Genomic DNA, 16,494 nt, shown 5'->3' with positions numbered 1-16,494 from the left:
GGGGCGGTCCCTTCGGCGAGGCCGGCAGGCTCAGGAACGGGGGGACCGCCGCGGCGCCTTCAGGGGCGGCGCTGCCGAGGCGGCTGCGCCTCATATGGGTCGCCATAGCCCTGCCTGCCATCCCGTGGCGGCATGCCGGATGTGCCGAGGCTCGGGTAGATTCCGATCTCCACGGGCGGCTGCGCGCCCTGTGGTGCGACATCGGCGCAGAGGGTGTCGGGCACGGCCGTGAGGGGGCCGCGACGGGGCGGACGATTCTCGATCACCTGGGCCGACGAATAGGCGTCGCCTCCGCAATCCGGTCCGGTCGAGAGGGTCGATTGCGCTCGAGCCTGCCCGGCCGTCAGGGTGAGCAACACGACGAGCGCGACGCGCTGGCCGATCCGCGTGCCGGCGTAGGATCTCACTGCGCGAGGCTGGCCTGCGTGACGGGGTTGCCCGGGGCCGACACCGTGGTGCTGCCCTGCTGGCCGCCGGTCTGGGTCCACCGGGTCGCCTCGATGATGTTGGTGCCGACGGTGGTCCGCACCGCGATGCGCACCGGCAGGAGCACGCGGGTGCCCTCGACCGGGGCGAGCCAGACCGACATCTCGCGATTGTCCTCCATGAACTTCACGCCCGGCCGGTCCGGACGATGGCCGGCGATGGGCGTGTAACGCGCATTGCAGACGAGCACGGGGCCACTGTAGCCGGGCTTGGCCACGCTGCGGGTCTCGCCGTAGCTCAGCACGACGTCGAACCGGGTCGCCCCGTCAAAGATCGGCAGGGTTCGGTTGCAATTGGCCGGGTCCAGGGGATCGGCGCGTCCCTGCACGGGCATCATCAGGGCGCTCGCCGGATCGATGACTCCGCGCTTGTTGGCGGCCGTGATCGGCACCCGGTCGCCCAGGTCGATGAGGGGCGGGGTGATCTCCGCCTGGGTGACGGTGCCGCGGGCCAGGGCCATGCGCACGGCAATGCCGGAATTGCTGGTCTTGGTGGCGATCGCGAAGGTGTTGGGCTGCGGGGAAGCCGCGATGGCGCCGCTGGCGCGGGCCGAGCCCATGCCACCGGTGACGACGCCGGCGAGGCCCGTCAGCCGGGCCGAGACGTCCATCCGGTAGCCCGAGCCCTCGAAGGCGCCGGCCACCTGGGCGTTCCCGATGGTCAGCCCCGCCAGCGCGATGTCGTAATCGACGGTGACGGTCGCGGCCGACTTCGAGACTTTGGGACGCGCCTGCGCCGCGGGCGCGGCGGCGAGGCCTGCCGCGAGCGTCAGCAGGCTGGCGCCGAGGAGGAAGAGCGGGGCGGGGCGCTTGCGGGTGCCGCACATGGCTGGGGACTCGGGGTTGGCTGTCGGTCTCCGGTCGAACGGACCGGGGACATCTCGCCGGCATCGTCCGCGTTCATGGTTAACACATCGTTGGAAGCGATGCAGTCGCGCTTGAAATCCGAATGATCGAACCGCCTGCGTCGCCACCGGCGAGATGGCGCGAAAGATCGTCCCGCACCTTGACGCCAAGGGGCACAGTCCCCTATAGGCTCGCGCCTCCAATGAGAACGCCGCTCCACCGGGCCTGGCGTGCGAGAAGCCGTTTTCCGCGACGCGGTCTTGGTTTCCCGCCAGCCTGTCGGACATGCGGAACGAGACGGGAAATAGAACAATGTCGCGCCGTTGCGAACTCACGGGCAAAGCCGTGCAGACCGGCCACCTCGTGAGCCACTCGAACCGCAAGACCAAGTGCCGGTTCCTGCCGAACCTGTGTCAGGTCACGCTGCAGTCGGATGCCCTCAAGCGTCGGGTGCGCCTGCGCGTCACGGCCCACGCCCTGCGCTCGGTCGAGCACCGCGGCGGCCTCGACGCCTTCCTCATCAAGGCCCGCGAGATCGAGCTGTCGCAGACGGCCCGTCTCCTGAAGCGTGAGCTGCACAAGAAGCTCGCCGAAGTCGAGACGCCCGCCGCCGCCTGAGGCGTCGAACGTCCCGATTCGATTCGGCGCGAGTCGCCTTCGATTCGGACGAGAGGCTCATCTGGTTCCCGAACGGCCGCCGCACGCTGAGCGCGTACGGTGGCCGTTCGCGTTGGAAATACCGGCTCGACTTCGATGACTGTACTGTCGCTCGTCGCCCCGATCTTCGGGCTCATCTTGATCGGCTGGATCGCGGCTCTCGCCGGCTTCCTGTCCGAGAAGGTCAGCGACGGCCTCTCGGAATACGTCTTCTCCATCGCCGTCCCGGCCCTCATCGTCGCCACCCTGACGCGGCCCGGGCTGACGGGCGAGATCACGCCGTCCTACTGGTTCAGCTACTTCGGCGGCGCCGGCCTCTCCTGGCTGATCGGCTCGGTCCTCAGCCTGCGCCGCGAGGGCGTGGAACGGCGCGGCGCGATCCTGCACGGCTTCGCCGCGAGCCAGTCGAACACGGTCTTCATCGGCGTCCCGATGATTCTCCAGGCCTATGGCGAGGAGGGGGCCTTCCCACTCTTCATGCTGCTGGCGGTGCACTTGCCCCTGATGATGGGGTGCGCCACCTTCCTGATCGAGGCGGACGGGCAGACCTCGATCCTGAAGCGCCTGCGGGGCCTCGCCCTCGTCCTGCTGCGCAATCCGATCTTCCTGGCCCTGATCGCCGGCCTCGCCATGAAGGGGCTCGGGCTCGCACCGACCGGCATGATCAAGGCGCTGATCGATTCCCTCGCGGGCACCGCCTCGACCTGCGCGTTGATCGCCCTCGGGGCCGGTCTCGTGCGCTACCGGGTCCTTCACGATCTGCCGAGCGCCCTGGTCATCACCGGACTGAAATTGGTGATCCATCCCCTCGCGGTCTGGGTCCTGGCCTTCCACGTCTTCACCATGCCGCCGGCCTATGCCGGCGTGGCGACCCTGTTCGCGGCGATGCCGGTGGGGATCAACGCATACCTGCTGGCCTCGCGCTACAAGACCGAAACCGGCGTGGTCGCCGCCGCCGTGATGCTCTCGACCCTGCTGGCGATCGTCACGACCATTGCCTGGCTGACGTTGCTCGGACACGCTTGACGGTTCGACGAAGGGTTTGTACCGACCGGTACACACGTGATCGCATCGATCGCGGGTCCAGGGAATTTCGTCATGTTCGAATCGCGTCCGCCGCTGCCGCCGTTCACCCTGGACACCGCGATCCGGAAGGTGCGGGCCGCCGAGAACGGCTGGAACGGCCGCGACCCAGAGACGGTCGCGCTCGCCTACACGCCGGACAGCCGTTGGCGGAACCGGGCCGACTTCTTCTCCGGCCGGCCCGCCATCGTGGCCTTCCTGCAGCGCAAGTGGGCCCGCGAGTTGGACTATCGCCTGATCAAGGAGATCTGGGCGCACAGCGAGGACCGGATCGCCGTGCGGTTCGCCTACGAGTTCCGGGATGCGTCCGGGCAATGGTTCCGCGCCTACGGCAACGAGAACTGGGCCTTCGACGCGAATGGGCTGATGCGTGAGCGTCATGCCAGCATCAACGATCTCGCCATCACGGAGTCCGAGCGCAAGTTCCACTGGGACCGCTCCGCATCGCGTCCGGAGGATCACCCGGGACTGACGGAGCTCGGCCTGTAGGGGCCTGGGCATGGGAAAGGGGGAGGGCGCCCGGGCGGCGGCGATTCCGGTCCTGGCCGAGGTCTTCCGTGAACACGGCTACGAAGGCGCCAGCCTCGCGCTCCTCGGCGCGCGCACGGGGCTCGGCAAGGGAAGCCTCTACCACGCCTTCCCGGGGGGAAAGGCGGAGATGGCGGAGGCTGTGCTCGCGGCGATCGACACGTGGTTCGAGACCCGGATCTATGCCCCCCTTCGCGAGGATGCCGACCCGCGCGCGGCGATCGCCCGGATGCTGTCCGAGACGGACGCCTATTTCCGCTCGGGCGGACGGGTCTGCCTCGTTGGGGCCATGGCGCTGACGGATGGGCGCGATCGTTTCGCCGCGCGCATTGCCGGGTACTTCACGGCCTGGCGCGAAGCCCTCGCCCAGGCCTTGCTGCGCGTGGGACACGGACCGAAGGCAGCGGAGGATCTCGCCGAAGAGGCCGTCGCGGCGATCCAGGGCGGTCTCGTCCTGGCCCGGGCGCTCGACGAGCCCGCGGCCTTCGGGCGGATGCTGGAGCGTCTCCGGCCGCGCCTGCTACCCGATCCCTGAAACCGACGGCCGGGCCGTCCGGCCGCCGGTCGAGGTCGGGTGCTCAGCTGCCAGGGGTCAGCTTCAGGATCTTGCCGTCCGCTCCCTCGGTCACCGCGTAGACCGCGCCGTCGCTTCCCACCCGGACGTCGCGGATGCGGGCCTGGAGCGGGATCCGCTCCTCGGTCACGACCTTGTCGCCGTCTAGCTTCACCGCGACGATGCCCTCGCTGACGAGGCCCCCGATGAGGAAGGCATCCTTCCAGGCCGGGAAGGCGTCGCCGGTGTAGAGGGCCATCCCCGAGGGACCGATCACCGGATCCCAATAATAGACCGGCTGCGCGGTGCCTCCGGCCTGGGTCTTGCCCTCGCCGATCTTCTCGCCACTGTATTCCAGGCCGTAGGTGACCTCGGGCCAGCCGTAATTCACGCCCGGGCGAGGCCGGTTCAGTGCGTCGCCGCCTCGGGGGCCATGCTCGGCGGTCCAGAGCCGGCCCTGCGGGTCGAGGGCGGCCGCCTGCACGTTCCGGTGTCCGTAGGACCAGATCTCGGGCTTGGCCTTCTCGCCGCCGGAGAACGGGTTGTCCTTGGGCGCATTCCCGTCCGTGTCGATGCGGAAGACCTTGCCGAGACCGCTGGTGAGATCCTGCGCCTGGACGCGGGTGACCTTGTCGGAGCGCTCCCCCACCGTGACGAACAGCTTGCCGTCCGGCGCGAACACCAGCCGCGAACCGAAATGCTTGTCGCCCTCATAGGTCGGCATCTGCCGGAAGATCACCTTGACCTCGTCGAGGCGGGCAACGCCGTTCTCCTCGATCAGCTTGGCGCGGAGCACGCTGGTGCCGTTGCCCTTCTCGCGCGGCTCGGAATAGCTGAGATAGATCCGGCGGTCCGCCGGGAAGCTCGGGCTGAGGGCGACATCCAGGAGGCCGCCCTGGCCGCGGGCGTCCACCTTCGGCACCCCCGCAATCGCCGGACCGGGCGTGCCGTCCTTGGCGACGATCCGAAGCTTGCCGGCCTTCTCGGTCACGAGCATCCGGCCGTCCGGCAGGAACTCCATCGCCCAGGGGCTGTCGAGGCCCTTGGCCACCACCTCGGTCTTCACCTTCGTGGCGCCCTCCGGCTTCGGCGCCCGCGTCTGGTTCGGCAGGAGCGGCTTGTAGGGCGCGTTCGGCGCTTCCGTCTCGGCCGGGCTGTTGCCGGTGGCCGGGCTGGTCGGGGCCGCGAAGGCATCGCCGCCGACCCGGGGCTGCCTCGGTTCGGCGCTCGCCGGCTCCTGCGCGTGGACGGCCGTGCCGAGACTGAGGAGGGCTGCGGTGGCGAGCAGGCTGTACGGATTGCGCTTCACGTCGGGTGTTCCTCCATGCCGGTCCCAGGACCGGCTTCGGGTCGAACTCCATAGGCCGGCCGGGCGGCCCGCCGGAGCAGGGACGACAGGGACATGGGGCGACGGACACGCTTTGACGAGGCCCGATATACGACGCGGACGGATCGGTCGCGCGGCACGCCGACGTGGACAATCCACGTTCCGGGGCGATGACAGCCCTGCTTGCGACGCAGGATGCCTTGACCGTTCCCCCCGCCATCGCCAACTCTCGCCAACAGCGCGGTCTCGCAGCGCGATGACAGCGAAGAGGTGGTTCCGCAGGCGCGGAACCGGAAAGGAAGTTTCCCATGGCGACGGTGAAAGTGACCGACGCGAGCTTCGAGCAGGACGTCCTACAGTCCGCGGAGCCGGTCGTAGTGGATTTCTGGGCCGAATGGTGCGGTCCCTGCCGTCAGATCGGCCCGGCCCTCGAAGAGATTTCCGCGGATCTCCAGGGCAAGGTGAAGATCGCCAAGGTCAATGTCGACGAGAATCCCGGGATCGCTGCCCAGTACGGCATCCGTTCGATCCCGACGCTGCTGATCTTCAAGGACGGCCAGCTCGCGAGCCAGAAGGTCGGTGCGGCGCCGAAGGGCGATCTGTCCCGCTGGATCCAGGCGAGCGCCTGAGAGCCTGCCTCTGGGAGGCTCGGACCGAAAGCCTGACATCGAAAAGCCCGGCGTCGAGCCGGGCTTTTTCATGGGCGGGTTTCCGCCGCGTTTGCGTGCGGGACCGCCACACGGTGTGGATCCTCGAACGGAAGAAGCCCGGCCTTGCGGCCGGGCTTCCCCGTTTCGAGACCCGAAATGTCGGCTTAGTACGAGCCGAACTTGTAGTTCAGGCCGGCGCGGACGACGGCGAACTCGGTCTCGCCGCGGCGGCTGGTGCCGACGGCAGCGGCGTAGCCGGTGCCGGTGCGGAACTGCAGGCCGGTGCTGTTGGAGACAGCGAACACGTCGCTGGCGTTGTTGCGATCGAGGTTCACGTACAGGCCTTCGACCTTCAGCGTGACGGCCGAGGAGCGGAAGAAGTTCAGGAACGAGTCGGTCGGGAGGGCGTATTCGATGCCGCCGCCAGCCGCGTAGCCGGTGCGGAAGTTGTCGTTGCCGCGGAAGCCGCCGAAGGAGCGCTCGGTGCTGCCGGCGCCGTAGGCGAAGCCGCCGGTGCCGTAGAACAGGACGCGATCGAAGGCGTAGCCGAGGCGACCGCGCACGGTGCCGAAGAAGTCGAGGCTCGAGATGCCGTTCGGGTTGACGAAGGTCAGGTCGGGGTTCGGAACGCCGTAGAGCGAACGGGCCTGGTTACGGCTGCGGCCGAAGTCGACGTACTGCGCGTCGGCCTCGATACCGACGACCACACCGGAGCCCGGGGTGAACTGGTAGTTGTAGCCGATCTGACCGCCGCCGGTGAAGCCGTCGTTGGACGAGTTGCCCGGGTAGGCGATGGCGCCGACGGGGCCGACGCCGCTCGGCTGCAGGCCACCGACACCGGCGCCGTAGGGGCTGGTGGCAGCGGCCGTGCCCGGCAGGAACACGCCGGAAGCGCCGGTGGCGACGACGGCAGTGGTGCCGTTGTTGTTGCCGACGTCGAAGCCGTAGCCGGCGTTGAAACCGGCGTAGAAGCCGGTCCAGGTGAACACCGGCACCGGCACGAAGACCGGCGGCGCGGCGCGGCGCGGCAGGTCGGCGGCCGAAGCGGCGGCGGTGAGGGCCGTGAAGGCCGCGAAAGACGTAAGAAGCTTTTTCATTATTTGATCCCCAGCGATATGCCCGATCGACCGAGAACCTACTGCAGTTTCCACAGCCAAGATGTAGCGCCAGGGTCACACAGCAGACTTGACGTGGCCGTGAACGAAGCTGGAAAAGTTAAGAAAATCAAATGGGGGGCGTGCCGTTGGCGGTCAGGACAGCACCCACCAAGTAGAGCGAACCGCAGATCAGGATCCGCGGCGGCTGCTCGAAGGCGATGCTCGCCAGGCTCTCCAGGGCGGCCTCGACACTGGGCGCGGTGTGGGCGTTCAGGCCGACGTCCGCGGCGATGCTCGCGACCTCGTCGGCCGGCCGGGCCGCCATCTGCCCGGCGATCGGAACCGCGACCAGCACGCGCGCCAGACCGATGAAATTGCGCAGGAAGCCTTCCGCGTCCTTGGTGCCGAGAAGGCCGACGATGAGGACGAGCGGAACGTCCGAGCGCTCGCCCAGATCCGCCATGGCGGCGGCGAGGATGCGGCCGCCGTCGATGTTGTGGCCGCCGTCGAGCCAGAGTTCGGCGCCCTTCGGCACGAGTTCGGACAGGCGTCCCCGGTTCAAGCGCTGCAGGCGTCCCGGCCACTCGACGTTGTTGAGCCCGGCCTCGATGGCGGAGGTCCCGATATCGCCGAAGCCGGCCGCCCGCAGGGCCGCGATCGCGGTCCCCGCATTGGTGAACTGGTGGCGACCGTCGAGGCGGGGTTTGGGCAGGTCGAACAGGTCGACGTCGTCCTGGTAGACGAGGCGACCGCGCTCGGCATGGACCGAGAAGTCCTGGTTGCCGACCCGGATCGGCGTGGCACCCACGGATTCGGCGAGGCCGCGCAGCACCGAATCGGCCTCGGCATAGTCCTGCGCGGCGATGATCGCCGGGCAGCCCTTCTTGAAGATGCCGGCCTTCTCGGTGGCGACGGCTTCGACGGTGTCGCCGAGATACTCGGCATGGTCGCGCCCGATCGGCGTGACCACGGCGGCGGCCGGCCGGTCGATCACGTTCGTGGCGTCGACCCGGCCGCCGAGACCGACTTCCAGCAGCAGCACGTCGGCCGGCTCCTCGGAGAAGAGCAGGAGGGCCGCCGCCGTGGTGATCTCGAACACGGTGATCGGCTCGCCTTCGTTGGCCGCTTCGCAGCGCGCGAAGGCATCGGCCAACTGGTCCTCGGGGACGAAGTGGCCGCCGCCGATGGCCCCGATCCGGATGCGCTCGTGGAAGCGCACGAGATGCGGCGAGGTATAGACGTGGGCCGCCAGCCCCGCCGCCTCGAGGATCGCCCGCATGAAGGCGATGGTCGAGCCCTTCCCGTTTGTGCCGGCGACGTGGATCACCGGCGGAAGCTTGCGCTCGGGATGGCCGAGACGGGCGAGGAGGCGCTCGATCCGCCCCAGCGACAGATCGATCGTGCGGGGGTGGAGGGCGAGGAAGCGCGCCATCAGCGCGTCGGAGGAATCCATGGTCGAACGTCGCGTCGCGGAGGAAAGGGGGTCGGCGGGCGTGATGCCTCAGGCGGGTTCCTGAACCGGAGCGGCGGCCGTTCGGACCGGCTGCAGCCCCGGCGCCTGGTTCATGAGAAGGCCGCACAGGTTGGCGATCGTGTCCTTGAGGGCGTGGCGGTGCACGACCTGATCGACCATGCCGTGGTCGCGCAGGTACTCCGCGCGCTGGAAGCCGTCGGGCAGCTTCTCGCGGATGGTCTGCTCGATCACGCGCGGGCCGGCAAAGCAGATCAGCGCGCCGGGCTCCGCGAGATGCACGTCGCCGAGCATCGCGTAGGATGCGGTCACGCCGCCGGTGGTCGGGTTCGAGAGCACCACGATGTAGGGCAGCTTCGCCGCGTTGAGCCGGCGCACCGCCACGGTGGTGCGGGGCATCTGCATGAGCGAGAGGATCCCCTCCTGCATGCGCGCGCCGCCGGAGGCCGAGAACAGGATGTAAGGGGTGCGCTTGTCGAGGGCGGTCTCCGCGCCGCGCACGAAGGCCTCGCCGGCCGCCATGCCCAGGGAGCCGGCCATGAAGGCGAAATCCTGCACCGCCAGGGTCATAGGAAGGCCCGAGACGCGGCCGAAGCCCACCTTGAAAGCGTCGTTCATCCCGGTCTTGGCCCGGGCGTCCTTCAGGCGGTCGACGTAGCGCTTCTCGTCGCGGAACTTCAGGGGATCGGTGGCCACTTCTGGAAGGGGCACGTCGATCCAGGTGCCCTCGTCGAACATCATCTTCAGACGCGCCTGGGCGCTCATCTTGAGATGGTGCTCGGAGCCGGGGATGACCCAGTGGTTGCTCTCCACCTCTTTATGGAAGACCATCTGGCCCGTGTCGGGACACTTGACCCAGAGGTTCTCCGGGGTCTCGCGCTTGAACAGGGTCTTGATCTTGGGGCGCACGACCTCCGAGATCCAGTTCATCGGTTCAACCATCATGCGACGGCGTCCTTGTGCGAGCTCGAAGCGAGCGAGCCGGAAAGTCTCGTGAAATTGCGTCAGGCGCGGGGCGAGGAGCGAACGCCCTCGGCGAGTTCGCGGACCAGGGTGCTGACGGCGTCGACCGTGCCGCCCTTCGACACGCCCTCCGCGTCGAGGGTCGCCCGCATGGCGTCGACCAGGGCCGAGCCCACCACCACCCCGTCCGCACCGCGGGCGATGGCGGCGGCATCGGCGCCGGTGCGCACGCCGAATCCCACGACGATCGGCAGATCGGTGTGCCGGCGGATCCGCCCGACCGCCTCGGCGACGCGGTCGAAGTTCGGCGTCGCCGTTCCGGTGATGCCCGTGATGGAGACGTAATAGACGAAGCCGGCCGTGTTCGCGAGGACGGCGGGGAGCCGCTTCTCGTCGGTGGTCGGCGTGGCGAGGCGAATGAAGGCGAGGCCCTTGGCCAGCGCCGGCAGGCAGAGTTCGTCGTCCTCTTCCGGGGGAAGGTCGACGATGATCAGCCCATCAATGCCGGCCGCGAGGGCATCGTCGAGGAAGCGCTCGACGCCATAGGCATGGATCGGGTTGAAATATCCCATCAGGATCACCGGCGTCCTGTCGTTCCCCTGGCGAAAGCGCCGGACGAGGTCGAGCGTCCGAACCACGCCCTGCCCGTGCTTGAGGGCCCGCAGGCCGGCCGCCTGGATCGCCGGGCCGTCGGCCATCGGGTCGGTGAAGGGCAGGCCGAACTCGACGATGTCCGCGCCCGAGGCGGGAAGGGCCTCCAGCACCTTCAGGGACGTCTCGGCATCCGGATCGCCGGCCATGACGTAGGTCACCAGGGCCGCCCGCTTCTCGGCGCGGCAACGTGCGAAGGCGGCGGCGATGCGCGCCTGACCGGGTTTTGCCGAACTCGTCACCGTCATGACACTCACGTCTCACGTTCCCCGGGGCCGCCCCTACCGCAGCCCGGGATCAAGCCGCCGCGCCTACACCATCGCGACCGGCCCGTGAAGCGGGCCGCGCGTCGCGTCGCATGCGATGCGTCGCGGCTACCAATCCTTAACAGCCTTTCGAAAGCCGGCCTTCAGGCTCGGCCGGCATGGTCGGTCCCGGCAGACCCTCGACCTGCCGGAGGCTGACTTCATGATTCTGCAGGACGTCGTCCTCGTCCTCCTCCCGTCCGGACTCGCCTTCCTCGCGGGCTGGGTCCTGCGCGCCCGCACCCGTCAGGCCGCGGAGATCCATCGGTCCGTCCTGCAGGAGGGCGCCGGGACCGAACTCCTCGAAGACCGGATCTGGCGCCTCTCCGAAAGCGAGGAGCGCTATCGCGCCCTGGTCGAGGCGACGACGGAGATCATCGTCCAGCGCGATTCCAAAGGGCGGATCACCTTCGCCAATGCCGGATTCGGCCGCCTCGTCGGCGCCGAGCCCCTGTCGCTCCTCGGCACGGCCCGCCAGCCCGACGTGCTGGAGACGGGTCCCGTCATCCGTCAGGCGGACGGCGTCCGCTGCGTCGAGATGCGGCTCGCGCCCGTCTCGGGGGCACCGCGTTGGTACGCCTTCACCGAGATGCCGGTGCCGGGCAGCAACGGCGAGACGCAATGGCTTCGCGCCGGCGTCGACATCACCGAGCGGGTCGAATCCGCACGCTCCCTCGACGAGGCCCTGACCAGGGCCGAGGCGGCCAACGTGGCGAAATCGCGCTTCCTCGCCACCGTCAGCCACGAGTTCCGCACCCCGCTCAACGGGATCCTCGGCATGGCCGACCTGGTCCTGGAGACCGGACTCGATCCCGAGCAGCGCACCTATGTCGAGGCCATCGGAACCTCCGGCAAGGCCCTGCTCACCCTGATCGACGGCATCCTCGACTTCTCGCGCATCGAGGCCGGTCGTCTCGACCTGGCCGCGGAGCCCTTCGATCCGGCGGAGATCGCCGAGGCCGTGGTGGAACTGCTCGCGCCGCGTGCCCAGGACAAGGGCATCGAGATCGCCGTCGACATCGCCGACGAGGTGCCGCGCCTGGTGATCGGCGACGCGGACCGGGTCCGCCAGATCCTGATCAACCTGGCCGGAAACGCCATCAAGTTCACCGCATCCGGCGGCGTCGGCGTCGAACTCGGCTACGGCGACGGCCACCTGCGCATCGTCATCGCGGATACCGGCCCGGGCATCCCGGAGGAGCGCATCCCCCGCCTGTTCGAGGAGTTCGAGCAGGGCGACGACAGCGCCAGCCGGCGGCACGAAGGAACCGGGCTCGGCCTCGCCATCACCCGCCGCCTCGTCACGCGGATGGGCGGTCGCATCGACGCGACCTCGCGGCTCGGGGCCGGAAGCGTCTTCAGCGTTGCCCTGCCCCTCTGCATCGCCGAGGCGGAGCGCGAACGGCCTCCGCGCCTCGACGGCCGCCGGGTTCTCATCGTCGCGAGTTCCCCGTTCCAGGCACCCTATCTCGTCCGCCGGCTCACCCGCTCGGGCGCCGCCGCGCAGGTGATGCCCAACCTCGAGGCGGGCCTCGCCGCCCTGGCCGATGCGGCCTTCGACGCGGTCCTGGCCGATCGAACCCTGGGAGACGGCGCGGTGCGGACGCTGTCCGGTGCGGCCAGGCGCCAGGGCGTGCGCTGCTGCCTCGTACTGCTGTCGCCCTTCGATCGGCGCGATTTCGGAGCCCCGGCGGCCTCGGGCTTCGACAGCTACCTCGTGAAGCCGGTTCGCGCCCGGTCGCTGTTCGACCGACTGCTGGCACCGGCCTCGTCGCGGATCGAGGGCGTCGCGGCTGCGAGGACGATCGTTCCCGAGCAGGCCGGGCGCCCGGAGACGGAGCCCCGGGACGCTCCGGTCACCGGCGGTCCGCGCGTCCTCCTCGCCGAGGACAATCCGATCAACGCCCTCTTGGCCACCAAGGCGCTGCAGCGTCTCGGTGCGGTGGTCGTCCTCGCTCGGGACGGGGAGGAGGCGCTCGCCCGCATCCGGGAGGCTTCGGAGGAAGCGCCCTTCGATCTCGCCCTCCTCGACATCCGCATGCCCGGTCTCGACGGCCTCGAAACCGCCCGGCGCATCCGCGCCGGCGAGACCGAGCAACGGTGGGCGGCCCTGCGGCTCGTCGCCCTCACGGCCAATGCCGGTCGCGACGACGAGCGCGAGGCGCGTGCGGCCGGATTCGATCATTTTCTCGCCAAGCCGCTGGATCTGCGCGCCCTGCCGGACCTGCTGGCGCGCCGCGCGGCCGCCGCTTGAACGTTGACACGTCGCGCCTCCCGCGCGAACACCGCGCCATGGCCGATGACCTCACCTCCGACGCGCCGACGCGCAGCCACGACCGCCGCGTCGCCTGGAGCGTCGTTGCCCTCACCGCCGCGACGGTCCTGATCGGAGCCGCCGTGCCGGCGCCCTCGCACCCACGTGCCCATGCCGAGCCGAGCGCGGATACGGCCTGCGCCGAATGGGGCGACGGCTGCCGCGTCTGCCAGCGCGGGGCGGACGGCATCGCCTGCTCGTTGCCGGGCATCGCCTGCGTGCCGAAGGAACAGAGCTGCCTGCGCCGCGTCGGCGGCTGACGGGCGAAGATCGAGGGAATCCGTCCGTGAACGTCCCGGTGTTCCGCTTCGCACCGAGCCCGAACGGGCGGCTGCATCTCGGACACGCCTTCTCCGCCCTCCTCAACGAAGCGCTGGCGAACGGAACCGGCGGGCGCCTGATCCTGCGGATCGAGGACATCGATCCGGTCCGGTCGCGGCCCGAACTGGTCCAGGCCATTCGCGACGACCTGGCCTGGCTCGGGCTGCGGTTCGCGCCGCCCGAGCGTCGCCAGTCGGAACACCTCGAGGGCTATCGCCGACAGGTGCAATCCCTCGCCGGGCGCGGTGTCGCCTATCCGTGCTTCTGCTCCCGCGGCGCGATCGCGGCGGCGGTGGAGGCCGTAGCCGGCGGGACGGCGGTGCCGCGCGATCCCGACGGCGCTCCGCTCTATCCGGGCACCTGCCGTGTCCTGTCGAAAATGGTCTCGGATCGGCGCCGCGCCGCCGGTGAGCCGCATAGCTGGCGCCTCGACATGGCGGCGGCCTCGGCGGCCACACCCGGTCCGCACGCCGTGCGGACCTTCGCCGTCGAGGCGGGGGAGGGGAGGGGGGGCGTCCGTCGCCCCGGGGCGGAACGGGTCGAGGCCGCCGATCCGACGCGCTGGGGCGATCCGGTGATCGCCCGCCGCGACGTGCCGACGAGCTATCACCTCGCGGTGGTGATGGACGATGCCGAGCAGGGGGTCACCCACGTGGTCCGCGGCGCCGATCTCCGGGCTAGCACCGATCTGCACGGGCTGCTGCAGGCGCTGATCGGGGCACCGTCGCCGCGCTACCATCACCACGGCCTGCTGCTGGATCGCTCGGGCGAGAAGCTGGCGAAGTCCCGCGGCTCGCAGACCCTCGCCGACCTGCGCGCCGCCGGCGCCACCGGGCCGGAGATCCGCGACCGGCTCGGCTTTCGCTGAGCCCGAGGCGTCGAGCCTCGACGGACGCGGGGGCCGCCCGTCAGCGCATCACGTCGCGCTGCGCCACGGCGGATGCCGTGCGCGACTTTTGCATCGTGCCCTCGATCTGCTCGCGCTGGCGCGTGAACTCGGCGAGCATCCGCCCGTCGAGCTCGCGCCCGCGGGGCACCCGGATCTTCATCGGGTCCACGAAATGGCCGTTGATGATGACCTCGTAATGGAGGTGGGCGCCGGTGGAGAGGCCGGTCGAGCCGACATAGCCGATCACCTGGCCCTGGCGCACCTTGGCGCCCGCCGTGATGCCGCGGGCGAAGCGGGACATGTGGTTGTAGGTGGTGACGTACCCGTTGATGTGCTGCAGCTCGATACGGCGCCCGTAGCCCGAATCCCACTCCGCCTTCAGCACCGTCGCGTTGCCGGCGGCGACGATGGGGGTTCCGATCGGGTTCGCCCAGTCGACGCCGGTATGGAGCTTGGCGTAGCCGAGCACGGGATGGCGGCGGTAGCCGAACCCGGAGCGCATGATGCCGTCGGCGATGGGCTTGCGGATGAGGAACTTCTTGAGCGAGCGGCCCTGCTCGTCGAGATAATCGATGGTCCCGTCGTCTGGGGACTGGAACCGGTAGACCTTCCGGGCCTCGCCGCCGAGATTGAGAGAGGCGTAGAGCAGCTCGGGGCGGTCGGTCGAGCCCTGCGGCCCCTCGTCGTCGAAGGTGTAGAAGACGTCGAGGCTGTCGCCCTGCGAGATCCGGCGCTGGAAGTCGACGTCGTAGCCGAAGATCTTGACGAGGTCGTCGACGGCGCCCCGCGGCAGGTCGTGCCGGGCCGCGGTTTCGTAGAGGCTCTGGTACAGGCGGGGTCCGGTGCCGCCTTCCTCCTCGCCGTCGTCCGACGCCTCGGCCACCGCCGGAGCCGCGCGGGAGGGCGCATCCTCCGTCGGTGGCGCCACCGACACGAAGCTGCCGCGGTCGTTGATGGCGGCGATGCCCTCGACCCCGTTCTCTCCGTAGAGCACCACGCGGGTGACCTGCCGTGGATCGCCGGGCTTGGGCCCCGGGGCGACCTGCAGCCGGAATTGCTGGCCTTCGGACAGGTCCGCCGTTCGGGTGCGGCCGCCGAGGGCCGCCACGATGCCGCGGATCTGTTCGTCGCTGGCGCGGGCGGTGTTCCGGAGTGCGGCCTCGAGGGTCTCGCCGCGCTTGAGCGCGAGGTCGCGCTCCTCCACGAGGGGCGGCTCGGCCCCGACGCCGCTCTTGGCGAGGCTGGTGACGTTCTCGGGCACCACCAGCACGTCGATGGACTTGAAGGGCGAGCCCTCCTCGCCGAGGCGCGCGGCCGTGTCGAAGGCGGAGGTCGCCATGCCCTGCTGCAGGGTTCGGGACAGCATGATCTGCGGCGCGATCGGGATCGCGGCCCGGCGTCCCGCCTCGGCCGAGAGGCGCCGTTCCTCCTCGATCTGTGCCGCTACGTCGTCGTCGGAGAGGGCGGGCGCGCCCGGCTCGACCGCGATCCCGGCGAGATCGCGCTTGATCACCGTGACTTCCGCCCCCGGCGCATCGCCGAAGCCCGGCTCCGGCGCGCGCTCCAGCGGCTCGTCGGTGCTGAGCTTCATCGGGTCGAAGCGGGGCATCTCGGTGGCGAAGACGCCCGTCGTCATCGAGAGCGCCGTCGAGACGCGCATGAAGGGACGGACCTTGATGATCTCGCGGTCGCCGAGGCGCACGGTCACCGGCGAGCGGAAGCTCTGCTTGGCGGAGGCGATCATCAGGTTGCGCACGAGGCGGTCGCTCTTGCGCGCGATGTTGACCGTGCCGTCGCTGACCGTCGGCCGCACCGTGTTCGACGCGCGCTCCGGGATCGCCGCGAAGGAGACCTCGCTCTGAAGGGAAACGTGGATCGCCGCGCCGATCAGAGCCGCGCCGGTCAGGCCCGTGAGGGCGCTGGCGCAGAGCCAGCGCAGGTTGACGTCGCGCCGGTCGATCCGCGTGGCGTCCGGACCGAGGAGGTCGAGAGGGGGGAGGTTGCCCCTGGGAACGCGCGCGGTCGCACGGGCCTCGCCGGCATTCGCCTGGCCTGGGCCGTCCCGCTCCCCGATCTTCAGACGGCCGCGCTTCAATGGAGTGGTTCCTGCTCTCTGGCTCGCCGGTCCGGCGTCGAGGTCCGGATCGCCGCAGCGCGGCTGGCGAACGATGTCGTGGCCCAGCATGTCGAGATTGAGGCACGTTTCGGAAGCGGCGTCACCGGTGACGGGATGGCGCCGTTCGCGGCGGATGCGAAGATTTTTTGACAAAGGTGTTGACGTATTTGGGCTTGGTCCGTATACCCCGGTTCATCGGCGGGCGGCCAACGGGGTTGGCGGCTTGCTTTTGCATCTC

Annotated in this window: 16 protein-coding genes; 8 read left to right on the top strand and 8 right to left on the bottom strand. The window is 69.8% G+C overall.

What is annotated here, in order from left to right; genetic code table 11:
- Positions 1 to 59: 59 nt before the first annotated feature.
- Together ACLBWX_RS00080 and ACLBWX_RS00075 are read right to left on the bottom strand one after the other, a co-directional pair.
- Positions 60 to 407 (bottom strand): hypothetical protein, encoded by a 348-nt coding sequence (locus ACLBWX_RS00080; RefSeq protein ID WP_447675067.1) that lies wholly within the window; start codon positions 405 to 407, stop codon positions 60 to 62.
- Positions 404 to 1,312: a DUF3108 domain-containing protein gene (locus ACLBWX_RS00075; RefSeq protein ID WP_447675066.1), complete on the bottom strand. Its 909-nt coding sequence runs from the start codon at positions 1,310 to 1,312 to the stop codon at positions 404 to 406. The genes ACLBWX_RS00080 and ACLBWX_RS00075 overlap by 4 nt, the downstream gene beginning before the upstream one ends.
- Before the next feature lie 331 nt (positions 1,313 to 1,643).
- Between ACLBWX_RS00075 and rpmB the strand changes: the two genes are divergently transcribed.
- The 4 genes from rpmB (at position 1,644) to ACLBWX_RS00055 (ending at position 4,134) form a co-directional block, all read left to right on the top strand.
- On the top strand, positions 1,644 to 1,949 hold the full coding sequence (gene rpmB / locus ACLBWX_RS00070) for a 50S ribosomal protein L28 (RefSeq protein WP_055956796.1): 306 nt from the start codon (positions 1,644 to 1,646) through the stop codon (positions 1,947 to 1,949).
- 135 nt (positions 1,950 to 2,084) lie between these two features.
- Positions 2,085 to 3,014: an AEC family transporter gene (locus tag ACLBWX_RS00065; RefSeq protein WP_447675065.1), complete on the top strand. Its 930-nt coding sequence runs from the start codon at positions 2,085 to 2,087 to the stop codon at positions 3,012 to 3,014.
- 72 nt (positions 3,015 to 3,086) lie between these two features.
- On the top strand, positions 3,087 to 3,560 hold the full coding sequence (locus tag ACLBWX_RS00060; RefSeq protein WP_447675064.1) for a nuclear transport factor 2 family protein: 474 nt from the start codon (positions 3,087 to 3,089) through the stop codon (positions 3,558 to 3,560).
- Positions 3,561 to 3,570: 10 nt separating this feature from the next.
- Positions 3,571 to 4,134 (top strand): LmrA/YxaF family transcription factor, encoded by a 564-nt coding sequence (locus ACLBWX_RS00055; protein ID WP_447675063.1) that lies wholly within the window; start codon positions 3,571 to 3,573, stop codon positions 4,132 to 4,134.
- A gap of 43 nt (positions 4,135 to 4,177) precedes the next feature.
- On the opposite strand, the gene ACLBWX_RS00050 is transcribed toward ACLBWX_RS00055, so the two are convergent.
- Positions 4,178 to 5,461 (bottom strand): PQQ-dependent sugar dehydrogenase, encoded by a 1,284-nt coding sequence (locus ACLBWX_RS00050; RefSeq protein ID WP_447675062.1) that lies wholly within the window; start codon positions 5,459 to 5,461, stop codon positions 4,178 to 4,180.
- 326 nt (positions 5,462 to 5,787) lie between these two features.
- Here ACLBWX_RS00050 and trxA point away from each other — a divergent pair, with 326 nt between their 5' ends.
- Positions 5,788 to 6,108: a thioredoxin gene (gene trxA, locus ACLBWX_RS00045; RefSeq protein ID WP_055956782.1), complete on the top strand. Its 321-nt coding sequence runs from the start codon at positions 5,788 to 5,790 to the stop codon at positions 6,106 to 6,108.
- 185 nt (positions 6,109 to 6,293) lie between these two features.
- On the opposite strand, the gene ACLBWX_RS00040 is transcribed toward trxA, so the two are convergent.
- The 4 genes from ACLBWX_RS00040 to trpA all read right to left on the bottom strand — a co-directional run bounded on the left by ACLBWX_RS00040 (position 6,294) and on the right by trpA (position 10,559).
- Positions 6,294 to 7,226 (bottom strand): outer membrane protein, encoded by a 933-nt coding sequence (locus tag ACLBWX_RS00040; protein ID WP_447675061.1) that lies wholly within the window; start codon positions 7,224 to 7,226, stop codon positions 6,294 to 6,296.
- Between the two features lie 127 nt (positions 7,227 to 7,353).
- Complete coding sequence (locus ACLBWX_RS00035; RefSeq protein WP_447675060.1) at positions 7,354 to 8,679, bottom strand: bifunctional folylpolyglutamate synthase/dihydrofolate synthase; 1,326 nt, start codon at positions 8,677 to 8,679, stop codon at positions 7,354 to 7,356.
- Positions 8,680 to 8,727: 48 nt separating this feature from the next.
- Positions 8,728 to 9,639 carry an acetyl-CoA carboxylase, carboxyltransferase subunit beta gene (gene accD / locus ACLBWX_RS00030; protein WP_447675423.1) on the bottom strand — a complete coding sequence of 304 codons (912 nt, stop codon included), beginning with the start codon at positions 9,637 to 9,639 and terminating at the stop codon, positions 8,728 to 8,730.
- 62 nt (positions 9,640 to 9,701) lie between these two features.
- Complete coding sequence (gene trpA, locus ACLBWX_RS00025) at positions 9,702 to 10,559, bottom strand: tryptophan synthase subunit alpha (protein WP_447675422.1); 858 nt, start codon at positions 10,557 to 10,559, stop codon at positions 9,702 to 9,704.
- A gap of 220 nt (positions 10,560 to 10,779) precedes the next feature.
- Here trpA and ACLBWX_RS00020 point away from each other — a divergent pair, with 220 nt between their 5' ends.
- The 3 genes from ACLBWX_RS00020 to gluQRS are packed head-to-tail and all read left to right on the top strand — an operon-like array spanning position 10,780 to position 14,119.
- Positions 10,780 to 12,870, top strand: coding sequence for an ATP-binding protein (locus ACLBWX_RS00020; protein ID WP_447675059.1), 2,091 nt, complete (start codon positions 10,780 to 10,782; stop codon positions 12,868 to 12,870).
- Between the two features lie 38 nt (positions 12,871 to 12,908).
- Positions 12,909 to 13,190 carry a hypothetical protein gene (locus ACLBWX_RS00015; RefSeq protein ID WP_447675058.1) on the top strand — a complete coding sequence of 94 codons (282 nt, stop codon included), beginning with the start codon at positions 12,909 to 12,911 and terminating at the stop codon, positions 13,188 to 13,190.
- A 26-nt stretch (positions 13,191 to 13,216) separates the two neighbouring features.
- The gene (gene gluQRS / locus ACLBWX_RS00010) at positions 13,217 to 14,119 is read left to right on the top strand and encodes a tRNA glutamyl-Q(34) synthetase GluQRS (RefSeq protein WP_447675057.1); all 903 of its coding nucleotides are present in this window, start codon (positions 13,217 to 13,219) and stop codon (positions 14,117 to 14,119) included.
- A gap of 40 nt (positions 14,120 to 14,159) precedes the next feature.
- On the opposite strand, the gene ACLBWX_RS00005 is transcribed toward gluQRS, so the two are convergent.
- Positions 14,160 to 16,235 (bottom strand): M23 family metallopeptidase, encoded by a 2,076-nt coding sequence (locus tag ACLBWX_RS00005; RefSeq protein WP_447675421.1) that lies wholly within the window; start codon positions 16,233 to 16,235, stop codon positions 14,160 to 14,162.
- Positions 16,236 to 16,494: the final 259 nt, after the last annotated feature.

The sequence above is a fragment of the Methylobacterium sp. M6A4_1b genome (assembly GCF_053345175.1).
This window is presented reverse-complemented; position numbering and strand designations above follow the sequence as displayed.

Excerpts from the sequence above, each read along its gene's own strand:
- ACLBWX_RS00075 (WP_447675066.1), bottom strand. The coding sequence starts at position 1,312 with ATGTGCGGCACCCGCAAGCGCCCCGCCCCGCTCTTCCTCCTCGGCGCC.
- rpmB (WP_055956796.1), top strand. The coding sequence starts at position 1,644 with ATGTCGCGCCGTTGCGAACTCACGGGCAAAGCCGTGCAGACCGGCCAC.
- ACLBWX_RS00065 (WP_447675065.1), top strand. The coding sequence starts at position 2,085 with ATGACTGTACTGTCGCTCGTCGCCCCGATCTTCGGGCTCATCTTGATC.
- ACLBWX_RS00060 (WP_447675064.1), top strand. The coding sequence starts at position 3,087 with ATGTTCGAATCGCGTCCGCCGCTGCCGCCGTTCACCCTGGACACCGCG.
- ACLBWX_RS00055 (WP_447675063.1), top strand. The coding sequence starts at position 3,571 with ATGGGAAAGGGGGAGGGCGCCCGGGCGGCGGCGATTCCGGTCCTGGCC.
- trxA (WP_055956782.1), top strand. The coding sequence starts at position 5,788 with ATGGCGACGGTGAAAGTGACCGACGCGAGCTTCGAGCAGGACGTCCTA.
- ACLBWX_RS00040 (WP_447675061.1), bottom strand. The coding sequence starts at position 7,226 with ATGAAAAAGCTTCTTACGTCTTTCGCGGCCTTCACGGCCCTCACCGCC.
- ACLBWX_RS00035 (WP_447675060.1), bottom strand. The coding sequence starts at position 8,679 with ATGGATTCCTCCGACGCGCTGATGGCGCGCTTCCTCGCCCTCCACCCC.
- accD (WP_447675423.1), bottom strand. The coding sequence starts at position 9,639 with ATGGTTGAACCGATGAACTGGATCTCGGAGGTCGTGCGCCCCAAGATC.
- trpA (WP_447675422.1), bottom strand. The coding sequence starts at position 10,559 with ATGACGGTGACGAGTTCGGCAAAACCCGGTCAGGCGCGCATCGCCGCC.
- ACLBWX_RS00020 (WP_447675059.1), top strand. The coding sequence starts at position 10,780 with ATGATTCTGCAGGACGTCGTCCTCGTCCTCCTCCCGTCCGGACTCGCC.
- ACLBWX_RS00015 (WP_447675058.1), top strand. The coding sequence starts at position 12,909 with ATGGCCGATGACCTCACCTCCGACGCGCCGACGCGCAGCCACGACCGC.